A 20,772-nucleotide genomic window follows, 5' to 3' on the forward strand; every position below is an offset into this window, starting at 1 on the left:
TAGGAAAAGTAGTTTTAAAATGCAACCTCATGAGGCGGCGGGCGACGGGCCCGCGCACGGATGGCCGGCGGCCCGGGCGGGCGGCCGGCGCGACAGCGGAGAGCAATATGGCCAGGCAGAAAAGTCTTGCGGATTCGCCGTGCCCGGTGGCGCGGGCGACCGATATCGTCGGCGATCGCTGGGCGTTGCTGATCGTGCGCGACGCGTTCGACGGCGTGCGCCGGTTCGGCGATTTCCGCGCGAGCCTCGGCGTCGCGAGCAACATCCTGTCGGACCGGCTCAGGATGCTGGTGGAGGCCGGCGTGTTCGAAGTCGTGCCCGCGTCGGACGGCAGCGCGTATCAGGAATACGCGTTGACGAAGAAGGGCGAGGGGCTGTTTCCGGTGATCGTGATGCTGCGGCAGTGGGGCGAGGCGAACCTGTTCGCGCGCGGCGAGCCGCATTCGGTGCTGGTCGAGCGCAAGACGGGCCGCGCGATCCGCAAGCTCGCGCTGCGGCACGACGACGGCCGGCCGCTGAAGGCGGCGGAGACGGTCGTGCGAAAGGTGGGTGATGACGAGGGTGGGGCGCGGGGGTGAAGGCCGGCCGTACCGTTCAATCGACGGACGACGCCGCCTGACACGCGGCCGATACACCGCGATGCGCATCCGGCCTGACCAGCGTCGCGAGCAACCCCGCTGCGACGAGTAGCGCCGACCGACGCGAGCAGCAGCGTCAGCGGCGTCAATGCATCGATGAAATGCAGCGATCCGCAGCCGAACGCGGCGACGGTTCGTGCGGCCGCGAGCATCGGCATCGTCGGCGAGCCGCGCACGCAGCGCGGCGATGCGCGGGAACGCATCGCGCTCGAATACCGCGTGATAGTCGGCCCAGCGCGCGATCCCGGAGAAGTACGCGTCGTGCGCCCGAGGTTTCAGGAAGGCATGATGCGTCGATACGGTCGCCGGCTGCGATCCAATGCGATCGATTTACGCATGAAAAAAGGCGGCTTCGCACCAGGCGACCGCGTTACGGCAGGCAGGGATCGTCCGGCGGAATCGCTCAGTGCCGTTCGCCGCGCCAGCGCCCCGGCGCGACGCCGAAGCGCTTCGTGAACGCGTGCGTGAAGGTGCTCTGGTCGGCGAAGCCGACCATGCCTGCGATGTCGACGAGCGGATGGCGACCGTCGGCGAGCAGCACGACGGCGGCGTCGAGCCGCAGCCGCTGCAGGTAACGATGCGGGGTTTCGCCGAACGCTTCGACGAACAATTGATGAAACCGGCGCATGCCGTAGCCGCAGTGCGCGGCGAGATCGGCGATGCGCAACGGCTCCGCGAGCCGGGCGCGCAGCCAGCGGTCGATGCGCGCGAAATCGAGGCCCGCCGCAGGCGCGGCGAGGCCGGTGTCGCCGAGCAGCGCGTCGCACAGACGCGCGGCGGCCTGCCACTGGAAGCGATGGGCGTGCCGCGCGTCGCCGGCCGGCCCGTCGAGTTGCGCGGCGGCCGCCGCGACCTGCGCGACGAGCGAGGTCAGCGCCGGGTCGATCGATACCGCACGCGCGCTGTCGAACAGCCGCTGCGGCACCGCGAGCGACGCGGCGGGCAGGTCGAGCACGAGCTGGCGATTGTCGCCGAGGCCCGCGTAATCATGGCGCGCGCCGGCCGGAATCAGCCAGGCCGCGTGCCGGTCGATGCGCTGGCCGACGCCGTCCACCGCCATCACCATCGCGCCGTCGACGCCGAGCACGACCTGGTGAAAGTCGTGCACGTCGGACGCTTCGCACGTGTCGTAACGGCGCAGCGCGATGGCGGGTGACGGGATGCGTTCCATCGGAGGGAGTCGGCCGGCGTCTTCGTCAGACGTCGAGCAGTTCGACTTCGAACACGAGCGTCGCGTTCGGCGGGATCACGCCGCCTGCGCCGCGCGGGCCGTAGGCGAGTTGCGGCGGGATCGTCAGGCGACGCACGCCGCCGACCTTCATGCCCTGCACGCCTTCGTCCCAGCCCTTGATGACCATGCCGCCGCCGAGCACGAACGCGAACGGGTCGTTGCGGTCCTTGCTCGAGTCGAATTTCTGACCGTCGGTCAGCCAGCCCGTGTAGTGGACGCTGACGGTCTGGCCGGCTTGCGCTTCCGCGCCGGTGCCTTCGGTCAGCTCTTCGATTTTGAGGCCCGATGCGGTCGTGGTGACAGACATGACTTCTCCTGAAAGGGGTTGGGTAAAACCGCTATTGTAGGCGAGCGCGCAGCGGGCCGCCCTGCATGGCGAAGGCCCGGCCGCGCGTCGATCGCGGCTCGCCGGCGGGTCGGCCGCGCATCTGGCGAGAAACGCGAATGGAACGCGCGTTTGAATTTTCCGCGAACCGGATCGCCACGGTTGAACCGTGCGAACGGCGCGCGCGTATGAATCGGTGCGACCCGGCCGCTCGGCGTTGCGTCGAATACTGTCGCGCCGCTCCGCGAGACGCCCGTCGCATGGGGCTTTCAAGCCGATTACGGTTCGTGCGGTGGGCGCCCGCCTGCCGGTCGCGCGCCGCTGGGCGCGTTCGAATCGCAGCACGCGCAAACGCCGTTCGAACGTCGTTTTTTTTCGCGCTGCCGAGCGCCCCCTGTTTGGAAGCGCGCGTCTACCGCGCGGCTTGCGCGCGGCGTCGCCTGGAGCCTATCTTTACAGTTATCGATGTCAAGATTTCAGCGTTGCGCGATGCGCCGCGGGGCCCGCGCCGGCAAGGCCGCAACGGCTGCCGGGCCGCCTGAAAACAAGGAGAACCACGAACATGAAGTCAGCCGCTTCCGCCACCGCAGCCGAGGTGATGCCGGTGCGCCGCGACCTGCGCTTCGACCTGCCGGTCGAACGCGTGAAGGACTGGCACGGGCTCGGCCCGCACGTGACCCACTTCTTCAATGCGCTGTCGCTGCTGTTTCCGGCTGGCGAACGCTTTTTCATGGATTCGGTGCGCAACTATCGCGACCGGATCGACGATCCCGTGCTGAAGCGCCAGGTGCTCGGTTTCATCGGCCAGGAGGCGATGCATACGCGTGAGCACGTCGAATACAACGAGCTGATGCAGGCGAACCGGCTGCCCGCGCGCAAGCTCGACAAGCGCGTGTGGACGGTGCTCGGCTTCGCGAAGCGCGTGCTGCCGCATTCGGTTCAGCTCGCGCATACGGTGGCGGCGGAGCACTACACGGCGATGCTCGCGGACTGGATCCTGCGCGACCCGACGCGTCTTGCCGGCTCGGTCGAAGGCTACCGGCAGATGTGGGTATGGCATGCGCTGGAGGAAACCGAGCACAAGGCCGTGTCCTACGACGTGTGGAACGCCGTGATGAAACCGGGTCTGCGCCGCTACCTGATCCGCGTCGGCGTGTACCTGCTGACGACGCTGACGTTCTGGCCGACCGTGTTCCTGATCCACGTGACGCTGTTGTCGCGCGATCGCGACATCCGGCATCGCGTGCGCGGCATGCTGCGCATCATCGCATTCCTGTACGGGCCGCGCCGCGGGCTGTTTCCGCGCATCGCGGGGGAGTGGCTGAGCTTTTTGCGGCCCGGCTTCCATCCGTGGGACCAGGACAACCGCCATCACCTCCTACGCGTCGACGGGCTCGTCGCCGCGTACGGCGAACACGCTGACGCAGCGGCCGGCCGCGGCCGCGCGCCCGCACCGCTCGCATCGGGGCGCTGAACCGCCCGCCGCGCGATGCGGCGCGTGTTGCGTTCGTGCATCAACCCCGTTTAATTGACGATTGACCGGCATCAAGCGGAAACGATTGCGCGCGCGTGCGTCGGGACGGCCGACCAGCCAGGTCGGCGCATGCGGCCGGTCCGATTCCGCATGCCCGGCATCGCATGCCGACCCGGCGCGCCAGCACCGGCGCGGTTTCGCGCGTTCGCCATCCGTGCGGCCTTCGTTCGCGCCCACCGCGCCACCGGGAAAACACCCATCTAGCCGCGCGTCGGCGGCATCGATATACCGTTCATGAAAGGATTCGTTCGGCGCACGATTATTGCCCGGGGGGATTTTATTCGTACGGAAATACGGCCAATATGTCGGTTCGATCGAGGTCCTTCGTACGCGCAGTGAGCCGGCGCACGATACCAACGCCAAGCGGGGAATAACGATGGTTGCAAGGTCACCCGACGCAAACGGGACGGCGGCGCCCGAGATGCCGCTCGTATCCGTTACCGCCCCCGAGGCCGGACGCAAGCTATTCGTGATCATGCGTTCGCCGGATGAGCCGTTGCTGGCGCAACTGCGCGGGCTCGGCTGGGATATCTCGGTCGCGAAGACGGCCGGCGCCGCGCAGAACATGACATCCGGCGTGAACGTCGCCGCCGGGCTCGTCGATTTCTCGGGCTTCACGTCGCGCGACTATCCCGCGCTGAAGGCGTGCCTGAGCCAGGCGGCGATCGGCTGGATTTCCGTCGCGCAGGCCGGTGTCACGATCAGCCCTGCCGTGCGCGAACTGATCCGCAGCTACTGTTTCGATTACGTGACACTGCCGTTGCCGCACGAATGGATTTCGCACGTGCTCGGCCATGCACGCGGAATGGCCGCGCTCGATCGCGTCGACGGCGCGGCCTACGCGGCGTCGATCGGCGAGCACGGGATGATCGGCAACTGCGAAGCGATGCAACAGTTGTTCAGCACGATTCGCAAGGTCGCGAAAACCGACGCGAGCGTGTTCATCTCCGGCGAGTCGGGCACCGGCAAGGAGCTGACGGCGCTCGCGATCCACGAGCGCTCGGCGCGCGGCAAGGGCCCGTTCGTCGCGATCAACTGCGGCGCGATTCCGCATCACCTGCTGCAGTCGGAACTGTTCGGCTACGAGCGCGGCGCATTCACCGGGGCGAACCAGCGGCGCGCGGGCCGGATCGAATCCGCGAACGGCGGCACGCTGTTTCTCGACGAAATCGGCGACATGCCGGTCGAAAGCCAGGCGAGCCTGCTGCGCTTCCTGCAGGAAGGGAAGATCGAGCGGCTCGGCGGGCAGGAATCGATTTCGGTCGATGTGCGGATCATCTCGGCGACGCACGTGGATCTCGACGGCGCGGTCGAAGCTGCACGCTTTCGCGCGGACCTCTATCACCGGCTCTGCGTGCTGCGCATTCACGAGCCGCCGCTGCGCGCGCGTGGCAAGGATATCGACATCCTCGCGCATTACGTGCTGCAGAAATACAAGGCCGACAGCGGCCGCAAGATCAGCGGCTTCACGTCGGCCGCGCTCGACGCGATGCGCCGCTACGAGTGGCCCGGCAACGTGCGCGAGCTGATCAACCGGGTGCGCCGCGCGATCGTGATGGCCGAGAGCCGGCTGCTGACGCCGAACGATCTCGGGCTCGAGACGCCGGGCGAAACGGAGCCCGTGACGCTCGAACAGGCGCGTTCGCTCGCCGAGCGTACCGCGATCGAGAACGCGCTGCTGCGCAACGATCACCGGATCAACAAGGCCGCCGCCGAACTCGGCATCTCGCGCGTGACGCTCTACCGGATGATGATCGAGCACGGGCTCAACGACCACGACAACAACGGCGACGGCGGGAAGGACGGTTCGTCGCCCGGCGACGCCGACCACCAGCGCGTCGGCTGAACGGCGGCGGGGAAGCGTTCCCGGCCGGCCAGTGCGGGCGTCCGGCGGCATGTAAAGGGCGTGAAACGTTTCCTGTCGGCAGCCGCGCGCATAGACCCGGCAAATGCGGGCGGCGGCATGCCGAGCGCGCCGGGAAAACTTTCCGGATCGTCCGCGCGCCTTGTCCGGCAAGGCGCTGCCGCGGCGCAGCCGCGGCCGCCCGCGCGCGACATGTTTCAGTTTCGCAACTTCCTGCGTGTCCCGCCCGATCCGGCCGCGGGCTTGTCCGACGAAAGCCTTGTGCAGCCGGCTTCATCCGAAGCTGGCCCGCTCCTTGCGCAGATCGAGGTGCGAGAGACGACGACGTGGCGTCCGGCCGGTTCGGCAGCGAACCCTGCAAGAGCCGGCAAGGACGCGGTCCACGGGGATGACCGGCGGGACGGGCAGCACTGCCTGGTTCCGACCGGCACGGGCCGTCGTCGTCGGATCGTCGGAGCACCGGCGATGTCCGGTTGCCGGCACAAGCAACGGCTCGAATACGGGGTAGAAAAATGATGAACGATCGCCAAACGCCGCGGCCGGCAAGCCGCGAACGCAATGACTCGACCCATCGCGGGTCGTCCGCGCATCTTGCTGCCGGCCGGCATGCGTCGACAGGCCACCTCAGCGCGCCCGGTGCGAGGCGGATTCGGCTGATACCCGGTCATCCGCGCCGGGCCGGCACTTTTTTGCTGCCCAATCCGCTCCGCAAGGGCATGTGTACCCGGGCGCCGGTACCGCTGCGCCCGCTCTTCGCGTATTGACGTCGCACGCGAGCCATCGCCCGCGCAAGTCATCGGTTTGCAATCCGAATGAAGTGCGGCAGCAGGCGGTGCGGCATGGGGCGGTAAGACACGGTTGATGAAACCGGCGCGACGGCAAACGTCAGGGAGGCGTTACCGTCCGGCGGTTGGGGGAGGGCGGTTGGGCCGCGCGCGATGGGCATCGCACCCGTCGCGCGCGACGCCGCTTTAGCCGCCGTAGATGTCGAAGTCGAAGTACTTTGACGCGAGCCGCTTGTAGGTGCCGTCCTTGACCATGTCGAGGATCGCGCGGTCGATCTTCGACTTCAGGTCGGTGTCTTCCTTGCGCAGCCCGATGCCGAGCACCTTCTCGTCGATGAGTTCGGGCCCGACGAACTGGTAGCCCGCGCCGCGCGGCGACTTCAGGAACCCGATCGCGGCCTGCACCTCGTCCTGCAGCGCGGCGTCGAGGCGGCCCGACGTGAGGTCGGCATAGACGCCGTCCTGGTTTTGGTACGACACGACGTTCGCACCTTGCTTCGCCCAGTACGCCTTCGCATACGCTTCCTGCGTCGTGCCCTGCTCGACGCCGATCGACTTGCCCTTCAGCGATTCGGCCGTCGGCAGCAGCGGCGAGCCCTTCTTCACGACGAGCCGGGTCGGCTGGTTGTAGATCTTCGTCGTGAAGCCGATCTGCTCCGCGCGCTGCGGCGTGATGGACATCGACGACAGCACCGCGTCGAACTTCTTCGCCTTCAGCGCGGGGATCATGCCGTCGAAATCGTTCTCCAGCCACACGCACTTCGCCTTCAGCCGCGCGCAGATTTCGTTGCCGAGATCGATGTCGAAGCCGACGAGCTTGCCGTCGGGCGCCTTCGATTCGAACGGTGCGTAGCTGGCGTCGGTGCCGAAGCGCAGCGTGGTCCAGTCCTTCGCGACGGCGGGACCCGCCGATACCGCGAGCAGGGCGATCGAAACGGCGGCAATCAGTCTCTTCATGATGGTTCCTTGGCGTGGTCTATCCGGTTCTGGGCGACACGGTTGGTGCCGACACGCAGCGCGTTGCGGTGCGCTGTCCGCACGGCCATTAACGCAAAAAATAAAATATTCGTCCAGAATGGACAAAAAAATATCGCCTTGTCGGGCGGCACGCCGATGTCGGGGGACGACCCTTGCAAAAATACGGAAATGGACTAATCTTGTTAGTGAATTCATTTCGAGACTAACGATCATGACACAGCCCGCCTTCGATCCGTATTCCGCCCCGCGGCAGACTTCGGTCGCGCAGATGTCGGCGGCCGGCCTGCGTGCGTTCTTCAACATCGCGCGCGACTGGGAGCTGACGATCGACGAACAGATCGTGCTGCTCGGGTCGCCCGGCCGTTCGACGTTCTTCAAGTGGAAGGCAGCGCCGGAATCGGCGCGCCTGCCGCGCGATACGCTCGAGCGGCTATCGCTGCTGCTCGGCATCTACAAGGCGCTGCAGATCCTGCTGCCGCAGCCGGCTGCGGCCGATACCTGGGTCAAGCGGCCCAACGACGCAGCGCCATTCGGCGGCAAGCGCGCGCTCGACCGGATGCTCGCCGGCAACGTCGGCGATCTGGTCGCCGTCCGGCAATATCTCGACGCGATGCGAGGTGGCTGGGCGTGACGATCCCGACCGAAGCGCAACACTGGCCCACGACCGTCGTCGACTGGGCGCCTGCCTATCGCGTGATTCCCACCCGTTTTCCCGCCATCAACCTGTTCGACCGCGTCGCGTCCGCGGAGGATTTCGACGCGCTCTATGCGCTCGAATCGCTGACCAACGACCGCATTCGCCACGAAGTCGGCACGCTCGAACTCGTGCCGCCGGCCGAGCGTCGCTACGGCCAGGGCTGGGGGCCGATCATGGCCGCGTTCACGCACCTGAATCCGCAGGGCAGCCGCTTTTCCGACGGCAGCTACGGCGTGTTCTACTGCGGACGGTCGCGTGATACGGCGATCGCCGAAACGCGCTATCACAGCGGGCTGTTCCTGGCCGCGACGAAGGAGCCGCCGATGCGCCAGCAGATGCGGCTCTACACGGTGTACGCGCAGGGCGAGGTCGCCGACGTGCGCACGTGGCCGCAGCGCAGCCCGGCGCTGCTCGATCCGCTCGATTACAGCGCGGGCCAGACGCTCGGGCGCGCGGTGCGCAATGCGGGCGGCGCGGGAATCGTCTATCCGTCGGTGCGCGACCCGCGCGGGGAATGTCTCGCGGCGTTTCGCACGACGCTGCTGCGCGACTGTCACCACGCGGCGTATCTCGAATACAACTGGACCGGTTCCGCGATCGATGCGGTGTTCGAGTTGAACCAGGTGGGCTAGCGGGGGAGGCTCGCGCGCGCACACGCGTGCGCGTGGGCCCGCCAAGCATTGCCGGCCTAGGGCAGCGGCAGCTCGCCCGCATGACGGGCGCGCGCGTCGGCCTGGGTGAGCGACCACATGCCGCCCGTGCGCGGTTCGACGATCGTCAGGCGTCCGGACGGCGCGAAAGCGCCGGTATCGATGAACCATTGCGCGCCGATGCGCTGCGGCGCGCGCACGGGCGTATGACCGGTGCAGGTCAATGACAGGCCGGCCTGCAGGGCCGGGTCGGCGAGCCCCTGGACCAGGTCGCGCCCCCACATCAGCCGCTCGCGCACGTCGTGCGAATAGCTGCCGGTGTCGAGTTCGGCGTCCGGACCGAAGAATTCCGCATGCAGCACGTTGAAGCGCGCGGCGCCGTCGCCGATCACGCGCACGAGCGGCAGCGCGTCGACGCGCGCCGCATGCGCGTGCAGCCGTTCCGGCGGCAGATCGGCGCCCCAGTCGCCGCCGATCCCGCGCCATGCATCGGGCGACAGCTTGCCGCGGGACACGAGGCTCAGCACTTCTTCGTGATTGCCGCGCACCACATGGCACCACGGGCGGTCGAGCAGCGCGAGCGCGGTTTCGGACGCGGGGCCGCGATCGACGAGATCGCCGACCGAGAACAGCCGGTCGCAAGCCGGATCGAAGCCGATATCGTGCAGCAGCGCGCGCAGCACATCCACGCAGCCATGCAGATCGCCGACGACGAAGTCGCGGCCGGCCGCGTTCGCGGGATGGTGGCAGAGGGCGGGTGTCATCCCGATATCTTAGGCGCTCACGCCCATCGCAACGACATGCCGGAATGGCGATAATCGGGGCGGTAGCCGCCGGCGCCCCGCAGCGGGCCGTTCGCGCGCCGGCCGAACCTTTCCAACCGCTTTCGGAATCACATGATGACGCTTTATCCGCAGGTATTACGCAACCGGCCGCGCATGGTCGCCGCCTTCGTCGCGGGCGTGCTGTGCGCGGTGCTGCTGCCGCTTCAGTTGCGGCCGACCGCGCGCGTGCTGATCGGCTGGGATTGCACGGTATGGCTGTATCTCGTGCTGATGTGGGTGCGCATGGTCACCGCGCATCATCACATGGTGCGCGAAGTCGCGATCCGCGAGGACGAGAACGCGACGACCGTGCTGACCGTCATCTGCCTCGCGACGGTCGCGAGCGTCGCCGCGATCGCGGTCGAGCTCGCGACCGCGAAGAGCGTCGGCTTTCGCGCGGGGCTCGGTCATTACGCGATCACGGGCGCGACGCTGTTCGGCGCGTGGTTCCTGATCCCGACGATCTTCACGCTGCACTACGCGCGGCTCTATTACGGCTCGCCGACCGGCGATCGCGCACTGCGGTTTCCCGACCGCAATCCCGAGCCCGACTACTGGGATTTCCTGTATTTCTCGTTCACGATCGCGGTCGCGTCGCAGACGGCCGACGTGTCGCTCGCGAACCGCGCCGCGCGCCGCGCGGTGCTCGCGCAGTCGATCCTGTCGTTCTACTTCAACATGGCCGTGCTCGGGCTGTCGATCAACGTCGCGGCGGGATTGCTGAGCTGACGCGGGTTACTTGAGGAGTTCGTACGGACCGCCGCGCTCGAGCGCGCGGCGGTAGGCGGGCCGCGCGTGGATCGTTTCGAGAAAGCGTGCGATCGCCGGATGCCTGGCGCCGTCGCCGCGCGCCATCGCGGCTTCGAGCGGGAAGCTCATCTGGATGTCGGCCGCGCTGAAGCTGTCGCCGACGAACCAGCCCGTGCGCTTCAATGCGTCCTCGATATGACCGAGATGCAGCGCGATCTGCGGATCGACGAAGCCCGATTGCAGCGTCGCGGCGATCTTGCGCGCGATCGGCCGCGCGAAGAACGGCATCGGCGCATGCGCGATGCGCAACGCGACGAGCTTCAGCAGCAGCGGCGGCATCGCCGACCCTTCCGCGTAGTGCAGCCAGTACGTGTAGTCGTGCCGCTCGGGCGTGCCGCTCGACGGCGCGAGGCGGCCGTTGCCGTGGCGTTCGACCAGGTACTCGACGATCACGCCCGATTCGGCGATCGCGCGGCCGTCATCGGTGACGACGGGCGACTTGCCGAGTGGATGGATCGCGCGCAGCGCGGGCGGCGCGAGCATCGTCTTCGGATCGCGCTCGTAGCGCACGATCTCGTACGGCACATCCAGTTCTTCGAGCAGCCAGAGCACGCGCTGTGAACGCGAGTTGTTCAGGTGATGGACGGTCAGCATGTCGAGGCCGGAAGAGGGGCGGGAACGACATCATACCGAGCGCGGGTGACGCCCGGCACGTCTGGCTGCCGCGCGATGGCTTCGCAAAGGTCTGGTGCCTTGCGCGACGCTTCTCACCCGTCGTTGCGCCACGTCACGCGGCGCGCCGCAGCGCGATCCACGCGCCCCAGAACAGGCTCGAGAAAAAGCGCAGCGGCGCATCGAAACCCGCATCGTCCAGCAGTTCGAACACGGCTTCCTCGGAAGCCGGCGGATCGGCGCCCTGCAGGATTTTCGCCAGTTGCGCACGCACGGCGTCGGGCGTCGCGCCCTTCATGCGCCAGCGCTGCTGCCACGCATCGAGCAGACGAGGGTGGTCCGCGTAGCGGCGATGGTTGCCCGCGATCACGAGTGGTGCGCCGGGCTTCAGGCGGCGCGCGATCGCGTCCAGCAGCGCGGCCTTCGCGGTGTCGCCGGGCACGTGATGCAGCACACCGATCAGCGTCGCGCCATCGAAGGCCGGCGCGTCGGGCAGCGCATCGATGCCGGCCTCGATGAAGTGCGTGCGAGCGGCGAAACCCGCCGCTTCGACGTTGGCGCGCGCGAGCGCGAGCATCGGCGCGGACGGGTCGACGGCCGTGAACCGCCAGCCCGGTTCGAGCGCGGCGGGCACGCAGATTTCCTGCCCCGTGCCGCCTGCACCCACGACGAGGATCCGCGCCTCGGCCGCGCCGATCGACGACGCGAGCATGCACGCGGCGAGTTCGTGGCATGCGTCGTAGCCGGCGAGCGCGATGCGGGATTGTTCGGCGTATTCGTGCGCGCGTGCCGGATCGAACTTCGCGGCGCTGGCGGGGAGTGACATGGCGGATGCCTCGGGTTCGGGCGCGGACGGGGTGTCCACGCGCACCGCATCGAGCGTAAGTGGCGGTCGGCGGCGCAACAAGGCGAGCGGCCATTCCGGTATGCGGACTACCCGACTCGGCGCGCGTCGCGCGCAAACGTTGTCGGGGTCGATTCGCATTTAAAAATGTGAGGATTCCATGCGTTTCGAACCTGAAACCGGCGCATACTTTTCTTCCCCCCTGCCTGGCCGTCGCATGCCGGGCCCCGCTGCGCCGCGCCGTGTTCGCGCGGCCATGCCGCTCGGCACGCATGAGGAGCGCATGATGTCAGATTGTTCGCACGATCCGTATGCGCAGCACTACATTCACTGCCTGCCGTCCGGCGCGCAGCCGTGCGGCGCGCTCGGCACGTCGCAGCGCACGCATTTCCGCGTGTGGGCGCCGGCCAGCATGCACGTTCAGCTCGAACTCGATACCGGTAACGGCACGACGCTCGTCCCGATGACGGCCGCCGGTCGGAACTGGTTCGAAGCGTTCGTCGAATGCGGTGCGGGCGCGCGTTATCGTTATCGGCTCGACGATGTCGTGTCGATTCCCGATCCCGCATCGCGTTCGCAACCCGACGGGCTCAACGGCCCGAGCGAGGTCATCGATCCGCGCGCGTTCACGTGGCGCAACACGTTCTGGCGCGGACGTCCGTGGGAAGACATCGCGCTGTACGCGATTCGTCCGCACGCGGTGGGCGGCTTCGACGGCGTGCGCCGCCGGCTGCCGCAGCTCGCGCGTCTCGGCGTGACCGCGCTGGAGTTGCTCGCGTCGCCGCACGACAGCCTGCCGTTCGCGCCGCTCGCGGCCGAGGGCGGCCCCAACGCGCTGAAGGCACTGATCGACGACGCGCACGGCTACGGTCTCGCGGTGCTGCTGGAGCTCGATTACGCGCGCTTCGGCAGCGGCACCGACGCGCTGCGCCATTACGCGGCGCCGTTCTTCCATACGCGCGACGATCCGCTGCAGGCGCCGCCGCTCGCGCTCGATCATCCGGAAGTCTGCGACTTCTTCTGCGACAACGCGGTGTACTGGATCAACGAATACCGTTGCGACGGGCTGCGGCTGCGCGAGGCCGACCGGATCGACACGTCGTGGCTGCGCGAGATCGCCGATCGCGTGCGCGCGGCCGTGCCGGCCGACCGGCTGATCCACCTCGTGCTCGGCAGCGAGCGTCATCCGGTGCATCTGGCCGATACCCATTTCGATGCCCAATGGAACGGTTGCGGCGAACGCGCGCTGCATCGGTTGACGGACCGCGGCGCGACCGCTCACGAAGGGATTTCGGCACATCAGTCGATCCATACGCTGGCCCGTGCATTGACCGCGGCCGGCGCGGCGTTCCAGCCGGCCGCCTCTGTCGACGGCCCCTGCGCCGAAGGGCTGGCGCTGACGTCGCTGGTGCTGTCCGACGGCGTATGGCGCGAGAGCGAGCATGGCGACCTCGAGACGCCGGGTCTCGCCGCGCTCGCGCTGTCGCTGCTGACGCCGCAGATCCCGTTGATCTTCGACGAAACCGCACGCGATGCCGACCGTGCGCATTTCGTGCAGTCGGCGCTCGCGGTACGCGCGAAGCTGATTGCGCCGCGGCTGGCCGATTGTCGGCCGCGGGACGCGCATACGTTGAAGGCGGACGGTGACGGCGATGCCGATGCGCTGGTGGCGTCATGGCGGCTCGCCGATGACGAGACGCTGACCATCGCACTGAACCTGTCGCCCGACGCGCTGCCGTTCGATGCGCCGAGAGGGCAGGTCGTGTTCGAGACGCCGGCACGCGCACGCGACCGGATCGACGACGGGGATTTGCCGCCGTATTCGCTCGTTGCGTGGCTGACGGGGGACGTCAACCACTACGCGCTCACGCACGACGTGCGCCGGATCGACGACAGCACATGGCGCGGAATGCGCGCCGATCTGAACGCGTAACGCTCGGAAGGTCGGGCGCTGGCGCGCCCGGCCGCACTCACCAGAAGCTTCGAATGCCCGCGACGCCATGCGCGCCGTGGCGGCGCGCGTCGGCGAGATGCGCGCGCGTCATGCCGCCGAGCGCGTAGACCGGCATCACGGCCTGCGCGGCCAATGCCGCGAACCGCGTCCAGCCGAGCGCCGGCGCGCCGGGATGGCTGAGCGTCGGCAACACGGGCGAGAGCGTGACGAAATCCACGCCTGCGCGCGCGGCCAGCACGAGATCCTCGGCCGCATGGCAGGCGGCCGACACGCGGCGCGTGGCCGGCAGCGGCCGCTGCGCGACGGCGCGCAGCGCGGCGCTGTCGAGGTGCCACCCCGCGCCGTCGAGCTGCATCACGCCGGCCGCGTCGATCGGCCCGTTGAGCATCAGCTGTGCGCCGGCTGCGGTGCAGCGCGCGAGCGCATCGGCGGCCAGCCGCGCGAACGCGGCCGCGTCGAACGATTTCACGCGCAACTGCACGAGCGTCTCGCCGCGCGCGAGCACGGCCGACAGCCGGTCGAGGAAGGCCTGGCAATCGGCGGCCGACGCGGACGCCGGCTCCGGCGTGATCACGTAGCAGCGCGCCAGCGTCGCGCTCATCGCGTGCGGGGAGGGCGGGAAGGGCGAGCGGCGGCCGTCATTCGTCGGCTTCCTTCACGGTCTTCGGATAGACGCGCACCAGCACGATGCGCGGTCCGTTCATCTTCTTCACGACGACGTCGAAGCGATCGAACGACACGCGCTGCCCTTCGGTCGGCAAATCGCTCAACGCCTGGATCACGAGGCCGCCGACCGATTCCGCGCGTCCTTCGTCGATGTCGATGCCGAGCGCCTGCTCGAGCGACACGACGGGCAGGCTGCCCTTGCCCATCAGCGTGCCGTCGTCGAGGCGGGTCCAGTCCGCGTCGCCCTGGCGGAACTCGTCGTGGATCTGGCCAACCAGCGCGCCGAGCAGGTTGTCGAGCGTCAGGAAACCGATCGGCTTCTCGCCCTTGTTGCCGACCAGCGCGAAGTGCGGCGCGCCCTTGCGGAAGCGGCGGAACAGTTCCAGCGCCGGCGTGTCGGGCTTCACGTACTGCACCGGGCGCACGTAGTCGGACAGGTCCTCGAGCGCCGCGCCCGCATGACGCGCGAGCAGCAGGTCCTTCAGGTGGATCAGCCCGCTCACCTGTTCGCGCGACGTATTCTCGAACAACGGATAGCGGCTGAAGCGGTGCCGCGCGACGATTTCCATGTTGTCGGGCAGCGGCAGGTCGCGGCGCAGGCCGATCATTTCATGCGCCGGCCGCATCAGGTCCGACACCGTCATCGACGAGAAATCGAGCGAATGCGCGAGCGTGTTCCACTCGTCGTTGGTGTACGTGCCGCGCGCCGGCTGGGCCGTGTTGCCCGCGGTGCTGCGGCGGCCGCGCAGGATCAGCTTCAGTTCGTCGGTCGAGTAGTGCGCATCGCCGCCGTGGTCGGCCGACAGCCCCGCGAGCCTCAGCACCGCGTTCGCGCTGCTGTTGAGCACCCAGATCGCCGGATACATCGCCCAGTAGAACGCATAGAGCGGCAGCGCGACCCACAGGCCGACCTTCTCCGACTGGCGGATCGCCATCGATTTCGGCGCGAGTTCGCCGACCACGATGTGCAGGAACGAGATCAGCGAGAACGCGAACACGAGCGAGATCAGGTGCACGATGCGTTCGGACTGCACGCCGATCAGGTCGAGCAGCGGGCCGATCAGTTCCGCGAACGCCGGCTCGCCGACCCAGCCGAGGCCGAGCGACGCGAGCGTGATGCCGAGCTGGCACGCGGACAGATACGCGTCGAGTCGACCATGCACGACGGCGAGGATGCGCCCGCGCAGGCCGTGCTTGCGGGCAAGCGTCTTGACGCGCGTCGCGCGCAGTTTGACGAGGCCGAATTCGGCTGCGACGAAAAACCCGTTCAGGGCCACCAGGAACAACGCGCCGATGAGCGCGAAGATCTGTAACAAAGAATCGCTCCAGTCATGAAAGGCCCAACAGTATAGGGCCGGAAAGGAAAATGTAATGTGTCCGACGGCCGATGGCTTACCCCGCCGCCTCGCAGGGAACCGCGAGCGACAGGGTGACGACGGCGTCGTCGGCGAACGGGGCGTGCGTGAAGGTGCCGCCGTGCGCGAGCGCGACACGCTGGCACAGCGCGAGCACCCACGCGACACGCTTCGCGTCGCGCGAGCGCAGCATCTCGCGACGTGCGAACGCGTCGAAGGCGTGCGGCAGCGCCGGATCGGCGAGCGCATCGGCGTTCACGCGGCAGGTCACATGCGCGACGCACTGCGCGCCGTCGCGCGTGCACGCGAACGTCACGCGGTTGCCGGCGGCACTGGCTTCGACGGCCGTCGTCAGCATCGTCCAGAGCGCCTGTGCGAGGCGTTCGCGATCGGCGCTCAGTGACGGCTCGCCGTCGGGCAGCGTCGCATCGATGCTCACCTGCCGGGCGTCGGCGAGCGCGAAACGCACCAGCGCGAGCGTGTCGTCGAGCAGCGGGCGCAGCGCGAACGGCTGCGCGGTGATCGCGAGCGTACGTGTTTCCGCGCGCGGTGCGTCGAGCACGTCGTCGATCAGTGCAACCTGCTGATCGATCCCCGTACGGATGCCAGCGAGCGCGCGCTGCAGGTTCGGGTCGGCGCTCGCGAGCTGGCGCTCGAGCACATACGCCCAGCTGTGCATTGCGTTCAGCGGGCTGCGCAGGTCGTGCGATGCGGTGGAAAGCGCCTGGTCGCGCAGGAACAGCGCGGCCTCGGCGGCATAGTGCGCTGCGCGTTCGCGCAGCAGGTCGGCGGCGGGATCGACGGGAATGGACGTCACGGAGCTGGTATGTTGGATGCGGTTGGCATGAAAAACACGCGAATCGTCATTATAGGGATCGCGCGTGTCACGCCGGCAGCGCGTCCTCGTCCTTTTTCCGGGCGTCGCCGTTCGGCAGCAGCTGGCAGGCGAGCAGGCCGGCCAGCATCAGCGCGCAGCCGACCAGCGCGCGCAGCGTCAGCGTCTCGCCGAGCGCGGCCCAGCCGGCGATCGCCGCGAACACGCCTTCCATGCTGAAGATCACGGCCGCGTGCGCGGGCGCCGCATCGCGCTGCGCGACGACCTGCAGCGTATAGCCGACGCCGACCGACAGCAGCCCGCCGTACAGCAGCGTCGGCAGCGCGCTGCGCAGCATCGCGATGCTGACCGGCTCGATCACGAGGCCGGCCGCGAGACACAGCGTGCCGCACGTGACGAACTGCAGGAATGCGAGCACGAGCGGATCGTGGCGCTTCGCGAAATGGCCGACGGCCATCACGTGCGCGGCGATGATGACCGCGCCCGCGAGCTGGAACCAGTCGCCGTAGAGCACCGAGAAATGCTCGTCGATGCTGAGGAAATACAGGCCGATCGCCGCGAGCAGCGCGCCGAACCACGTGCCGGCGCCGATCCGGTGGCGGACGAACACGCCGATCAGCGGCACGATCACGACGTACAGCGAGCTGATGAAGCCCGCGTTCGCGATGCGCGTGTACTGCAGGCCGAACTGCTGCAGCGAGATCGATACGGCGAGCAGCGCGCCGAGCGCGAGCCCGGGCACCAGCAGCGCCGGTTCGCGGCGAATCGCCGCCAACTGCGCACGCGACGCCGTGTTGAACGTCAGCAGCGGGATCAGCACCAGCGCGCCGAGCAGGAAGCGCAGCCCCGTAAACAGGAACGGCCCGATCACGTCGAGACTCAGCCGTTGCGCGACGAAGGCCGAGCCCCAGATCGCGGCGGCGCCGAGCATCAGCAGGTTGGCGCGGAGGTGCTTGCGGGCTTCGGGCTTCATCGGAATTCTTCAGAGGATTGCGGGCGGCGAAACCGCGTAGTTTACGCCGAGATTGCAAGGCTGTCGGCAAACCTTCGCAGTGCGGCGGCCGCGCGGGTGTCGCGCACGCGTGAATACAGCACGACCTGCGAGTGCGGCAGCGGCGGCAAGCCGAATTTCGCGCCGACGTCGACCAGCGTGCGCGGCGCGACGCGCCGGGCCAGCGGGCTGACCGCGAGCCCGGCCGCGGCGGCGGCGGTGACCGCCGCGACGCCGCCGCCCGTGAAGCGCTCGCGCCACGGCCGCCCCGCGTGCTCCAGCGCGCGCAGCGCGGCGGCTCGCACGCCGCACGGCCCGGCCAGCACGGCGAGCGGCAGCGGCTCACCCGCGCGCGGCGCCCAGTCGGGCGCGGCAAGCCATGCGAGCGGTTCGGTAAACAGCAGCGTGCCGTCGTCGCGCGGCGGATCCTCGCCCGGTTCGTGCCGCACGATCGCCGCGTCGAGCCGGCGTTCGTCGTATTGGACGAGCAGGCTCGCCGACATCCCCAGATGCATTTCCAGCGACAGCCCGGGATCCTGCCGGTGCAGGCTCGTCAGCACGGCCGGTAGGTCGGGCACCGCGACGTGCTCGCTGACGCCGAGCGACAGCCGGTGCGTGCCGGCCGAAATCGCGCCGAGCGCGCGGTCGTGCGCGTCGAGCAGCGCGCGGGCGGCCGGCAGGAAGTTTTCGCCGTCCGCCGCCAGCTTGACGACGCGCGGCGTGCGCGCGAGCAGCGGCTTGCCGAGGTGCGCTTCGAGCCGCTTCAGCTTCAGGCTGACGGCCGACTGCGTGGTGCCGAGCGCGTCGGCGGCGCGCGTGAAGCTCGCGAGATCGGCGACCAGCACGAACGCGCGTACCGCATCGAGGTCGAGGACTTTCATTTCTGTTGTAAATGAATGAAATATTGATCGATGACTGTTCATTATAGTTCTGCGCGCCTAATCTGACGTTGCGTTCCCGTTTTTCAACGTCACCGAAAGGAGCAGGACCATGCCATTCACCCGTATCGCAGTGCGCGAAGGCAAACCGGCCGCCTACCGCGCGGCGCTCGTCGACGGCGTGCATCGTGCGCTGATGCACACGTTCAACGTGCCCGAGGACGACATCTTCATGGTCGTGACCGAGCACTCGGCCGAGAACTTCGTGTTCGGCCGCCACTACCTCGACATCGAACGCAGCGACGATCTCGTGATGATCCAGATCACCGCGAACAACACGCGCACGCTCGAGCAGAAACAGGCGCTGTACCGGACCATCGCCGAGAACCTCGCGCGGCAGCCCGGCGTGCGGCAACAGGACGTATTCATCAGTCTTGTGGAAGTGCTGAAGGAGGACTGGTCGTTCGGCAACGGCATCGCGCAATACGTCGTTTGATGCGCGACAGGGCGGCAGGGCCAGATCGTCGCCCGCGCGTTTTGACGCCGTGTACTATGGAAACTGATTCACGGACGACGCCGGCACGCAGGATGCGCCGGCGCTTCTTCATGTGCGGGAGCCTCCATGTCGCGTGTGCTGGAAATCGTGTTGTGCCTGTCGCTGGATGCCTGGCAGGTCAAGACGGGAAGCCGGGCCCGTGGCGAGCTGCGCGATTTCGGCGCCGAACTCGTCCGTGCGTGGCGCATCTGTCCGCAGGTGCGGATGCGGCGCGGCCACGAGCGTGTGACGATCGAGCCGTGCCAGGTCGAGGAGGCCGAGCCGAGCCCCGGCGAGTGCTGGTGGACGTGGATCGAGTCGAACGCGCAGGGGCGGCGTGTCGTCGCGTCCCGCACGAAGGCGTTTGCGCCCGGCGTCGTGGAGCGCGAGCTGTTCGACGCCAAGCATGTCGGCATTGCCGTGGCCACGCCGCAGTCCGCGCCGGCGCCGCCCGCCGATGCGCAATCGGCGCAGGCCACGGGCGAGGCTATGACGCCCGGCCCGGTTGACGAAGCGGCCGTCGCCGCCTCGTCCGGGCCGGCGCCGTTGCGGCTCGTCGCCGAGCGGCGGCGCGGGCGATGGGCGGACGACAGCGGCGTGGTGGTCGAGATGACGCTCGACGACATCACGCTGCACGGTGGTGCCGGACTGCCGCGCCGCCATGTCGAGCTGCGCCTGGCGGCGCCTGACTGGGAAACCGTCGCCGCCCGCACGGCCGCGCTGCACGCGCTGTTCGCCGCCGCGCGCGAGCTCAGCGGCGCATGGCCCGCGTTCGTGCAGCTGACCAGCGTGATCGATCGCGCGTGCGCGGGCGAGCCGGGCATCGCCGGGCCGGTCAAGGCGAAAATCGTCGACCTGACCGGCATCCGCACGCAGCGAACCGCGCTGTTCGCGCTGTCCGGCGACATCGCCGCGCAATGGCTCGGCAACGAGGGCGGCGTGCTCGATCGCGACGATCCCGAATTCGTGCACCAGATGCGCGTCGCGCTGCGCCGGCTGCGCACGCTGATGCGCTTCTTTCCGCGCTTCGCGGATGATCAGTGGCAGGAAACCTTCGGTGTCGACCTGCGCTGGCTCGCGTCGCTCCTCGGCACGGTGCGCGACTGGGACGTGTTTTCGACCGAAAGCCTGCCCGCGCTGATCGCGGCGGATGGCGGCAGCGCCGACTGGAACGGCACGCTCGATGCCGCGCGTGCGCAGGCGATGGCGGCGCGCATCGAACTGCGCCAGGCGCTGCATTCGGCGCGCTATGCGCGACTGACGCTCGGCTGGCTCGAATGGCTGAGCACGCTCGCGCTGCCGCCGGCCGCCGGCGACGACGATGCGCCGTCGCTGCGGCGTCACGCGACCAAGCGCGTGCGGCGGCTGTTCGGTCATCTGTATGCATCGCCGTCGCTCACGTCGCTCGATACCGCCGCGCGGCACCAGGTGCGGATCGACGCGAAGCGGCTGCGCTATGCACTCGAATTCTTCGCGTCGCTCGCCTCGCGCCGCACGCGCAACGAAACGGTCAAGACGCTCGCGCGCGTGCAGAGCGTGCTCGGCGAAGCGAACGACACGATGGTCGCGCAGCATCATCTCGAGCAACTGGCGGCACCCGCGTATCAGCTCGGTTTCGTGCGCGGCTACGGTGCCGCGCTCGAGCAACGCGCGGCGCGCGACGCCGAGGCGCTGCTCGCGAGCCTGCGTCCGCCGCGGCTCGACGGCAAGCCGCGTTGAGCGGCGTGCGCTCCCTATAATGGCCCCCCGTTTTCTGCAGACAGACC

Annotated in this window: 21 protein-coding genes and 1 pseudogene; 10 read left to right on the forward strand and 12 right to left on the reverse strand. The window is 68.6% G+C overall.

Annotated elements, in window-relative coordinates:
* Positions 1-107: 107 nt before the first annotated feature.
* Entirely contained in the window at positions 108-578 is a 471-nt protein-coding gene (locus LMA02_RS19250) for a winged helix-turn-helix transcriptional regulator (RefSeq protein WP_228909413.1), read from the forward strand.
* A 213-nt stretch (positions 579-791) separates the two neighbouring features.
* Here LMA02_RS19250 and LMA02_RS35420 read toward each other — a convergent pair.
* The 3 genes and pseudogenes from LMA02_RS35420 to LMA02_RS19265 all read right to left on the reverse strand — a co-directional run.
* Positions 792-899, reverse strand: a pseudogene (locus LMA02_RS35420) (glutathione S-transferase); the annotation flags it as partial.
* A gap of 142 nt (positions 900-1,041) precedes the next feature.
* On the reverse strand, positions 1,042-1,809 hold the full coding sequence (locus tag LMA02_RS19260; protein WP_175759806.1) for an AraC family transcriptional regulator: 768 nt from the start codon (positions 1,807-1,809) through the stop codon (positions 1,042-1,044).
* Between the two features lie 25 nt (positions 1,810-1,834).
* Positions 1,835-2,176, reverse strand: a complete 342-nt coding sequence (locus tag LMA02_RS19265; RefSeq protein ID WP_006754049.1) for an FKBP-type peptidyl-prolyl cis-trans isomerase — start codon at positions 2,174-2,176, stop codon at positions 1,835-1,837.
* A gap of 580 nt (positions 2,177-2,756) precedes the next feature.
* Between LMA02_RS19265 and LMA02_RS19270 the strand changes: the two genes are divergently transcribed.
* The 3 genes from LMA02_RS19270 to LMA02_RS19280 all read left to right on the forward strand — a co-directional run bounded on the left by LMA02_RS19270 (position 2,757) and on the right by LMA02_RS19280 (position 6,108).
* Positions 2,757-3,668 carry a metal-dependent hydrolase gene (locus LMA02_RS19270; RefSeq protein ID WP_228909415.1) on the forward strand — a complete coding sequence of 304 codons (912 nt, stop codon included), beginning with the start codon at positions 2,757-2,759 and terminating at the stop codon, positions 3,666-3,668.
* Between the two features lie 436 nt (positions 3,669-4,104).
* Entirely contained in the window at positions 4,105-5,574 is a 1,470-nt protein-coding gene (locus tag LMA02_RS19275) for a sigma-54 dependent transcriptional regulator (protein WP_228909416.1), read from the forward strand.
* A 60-nt stretch (positions 5,575-5,634) separates the two neighbouring features.
* A complete protein-coding gene (locus LMA02_RS19280) occupies positions 5,635-6,108 on the forward strand; it encodes a hypothetical protein (RefSeq protein ID WP_228909417.1) in 474 nt (157 codons plus the stop codon).
* A 455-nt stretch (positions 6,109-6,563) separates the two neighbouring features.
* On the opposite strand, the gene LMA02_RS19285 is transcribed toward LMA02_RS19280, so the two are convergent.
* On the reverse strand, positions 6,564-7,334 hold the full coding sequence (locus LMA02_RS19285) for an ABC transporter substrate-binding protein (RefSeq protein ID WP_228909418.1): 771 nt from the start codon (positions 7,332-7,334) through the stop codon (positions 6,564-6,566).
* 232 nt (positions 7,335-7,566) lie between these two features.
* Between LMA02_RS19285 and LMA02_RS19290 the strand changes: the two genes are divergently transcribed.
* Both LMA02_RS19290 and LMA02_RS19295 read left to right on the forward strand, forming a co-directional pair.
* Positions 7,567-7,986, forward strand: coding sequence for an MbcA/ParS/Xre antitoxin family protein (locus LMA02_RS19290; RefSeq protein ID WP_228909419.1), 420 nt, complete (start codon positions 7,567-7,569; stop codon positions 7,984-7,986).
* On the forward strand, positions 7,983-8,684 hold the full coding sequence (locus tag LMA02_RS19295) for an RES family NAD+ phosphorylase (protein ID WP_228909420.1): 702 nt from the start codon (positions 7,983-7,985) through the stop codon (positions 8,682-8,684). Before LMA02_RS19290 ends, LMA02_RS19295 begins: the two co-directional genes overlap by 4 nt.
* Positions 8,685-8,740: 56 nt before the next feature.
* On the opposite strand, the gene LMA02_RS19300 is transcribed toward LMA02_RS19295, so the two are convergent.
* Entirely contained in the window at positions 8,741-9,466 is a 726-nt protein-coding gene (locus tag LMA02_RS19300; protein ID WP_228909421.1) for a metallophosphoesterase, read from the reverse strand.
* 135 nt (positions 9,467-9,601) lie between these two features.
* On the opposite strand from LMA02_RS19300, the gene LMA02_RS19305 reads away from it, so the two are divergent.
* Positions 9,602-10,255 carry a DUF1345 domain-containing protein gene (locus tag LMA02_RS19305; RefSeq protein ID WP_228910055.1) on the forward strand — a complete coding sequence of 218 codons (654 nt, stop codon included), beginning with the start codon at positions 9,602-9,604 and terminating at the stop codon, positions 10,253-10,255.
* Between the two features lie 6 nt (positions 10,256-10,261).
* On the opposite strand, the gene LMA02_RS19310 is transcribed toward LMA02_RS19305, so the two are convergent.
* Complete coding sequence (locus LMA02_RS19310) at positions 10,262-10,930, reverse strand: glutathione S-transferase (protein ID WP_228909422.1); 669 nt, start codon at positions 10,928-10,930, stop codon at positions 10,262-10,264.
* Between the two features lie 133 nt (positions 10,931-11,063).
* Positions 11,064-11,774 (reverse strand): class I SAM-dependent methyltransferase, encoded by a 711-nt coding sequence (locus LMA02_RS19315; protein ID WP_228909423.1) that lies wholly within the window; start codon positions 11,772-11,774, stop codon positions 11,064-11,066.
* A 304-nt stretch (positions 11,775-12,078) separates the two neighbouring features.
* On the opposite strand from LMA02_RS19315, the gene LMA02_RS19320 reads away from it, so the two are divergent.
* Positions 12,079-13,725, forward strand: a complete 1,647-nt coding sequence (locus tag LMA02_RS19320) for a DUF3459 domain-containing protein (RefSeq protein ID WP_228910056.1) — start codon at positions 12,079-12,081, stop codon at positions 13,723-13,725.
* 37 nt (positions 13,726-13,762) lie between these two features.
* Here LMA02_RS19320 and LMA02_RS19325 read toward each other — a convergent pair whose 3' ends face one another.
* From LMA02_RS19325 to LMA02_RS19345, 5 genes are all read right to left on the reverse strand, one after another.
* Positions 13,763-14,347 (reverse strand): thiamine phosphate synthase, encoded by a 585-nt coding sequence (locus LMA02_RS19325; RefSeq protein WP_228909424.1) that lies wholly within the window; start codon positions 14,345-14,347, stop codon positions 13,763-13,765.
* A gap of 37 nt (positions 14,348-14,384) precedes the next feature.
* The gene (locus LMA02_RS19330) at positions 14,385-15,728 is read right to left on the reverse strand and encodes a hemolysin family protein (RefSeq protein WP_228909425.1); all 1,344 of its coding nucleotides are present in this window, start codon (positions 15,726-15,728) and stop codon (positions 14,385-14,387) included.
* A gap of 76 nt (positions 15,729-15,804) precedes the next feature.
* Positions 15,805-16,584 (reverse strand): sensor histidine kinase, encoded by a 780-nt coding sequence (locus LMA02_RS19335; protein WP_228909426.1) that lies wholly within the window; start codon positions 16,582-16,584, stop codon positions 15,805-15,807.
* 67 nt (positions 16,585-16,651) lie between these two features.
* The gene (locus tag LMA02_RS19340; protein WP_228909427.1) at positions 16,652-17,575 is read right to left on the reverse strand and encodes a DMT family transporter; all 924 of its coding nucleotides are present in this window, start codon (positions 17,573-17,575) and stop codon (positions 16,652-16,654) included.
* A 41-nt stretch (positions 17,576-17,616) separates the two neighbouring features.
* Positions 17,617-18,474 (reverse strand): LysR family transcriptional regulator, encoded by an 858-nt coding sequence (locus tag LMA02_RS19345; protein ID WP_228909428.1) that lies wholly within the window; start codon positions 18,472-18,474, stop codon positions 17,617-17,619.
* Between the two features lie 109 nt (positions 18,475-18,583).
* On the opposite strand from LMA02_RS19345, the gene LMA02_RS19350 reads away from it, so the two are divergent.
* Entirely contained in the window at positions 18,584-18,967 is a 384-nt protein-coding gene (locus tag LMA02_RS19350; RefSeq protein ID WP_057924044.1) for a tautomerase family protein, read from the forward strand.
* A 126-nt stretch (positions 18,968-19,093) separates the two neighbouring features.
* Positions 19,094-20,725: a CHAD domain-containing protein gene (locus LMA02_RS19355; RefSeq protein WP_228909429.1), complete on the forward strand. Its 1,632-nt coding sequence runs from the start codon at positions 19,094-19,096 to the stop codon at positions 20,723-20,725.
* Positions 20,726-20,772 lie beyond the last annotated feature (47 nt).

It is taken from the genome of Burkholderia sp. B21-005, from assembly GCF_020843965.1.
Lineage (GTDB): Bacteria > Pseudomonadota > Gammaproteobacteria > Burkholderiales > Burkholderiaceae > Burkholderia > Burkholderia ambifaria.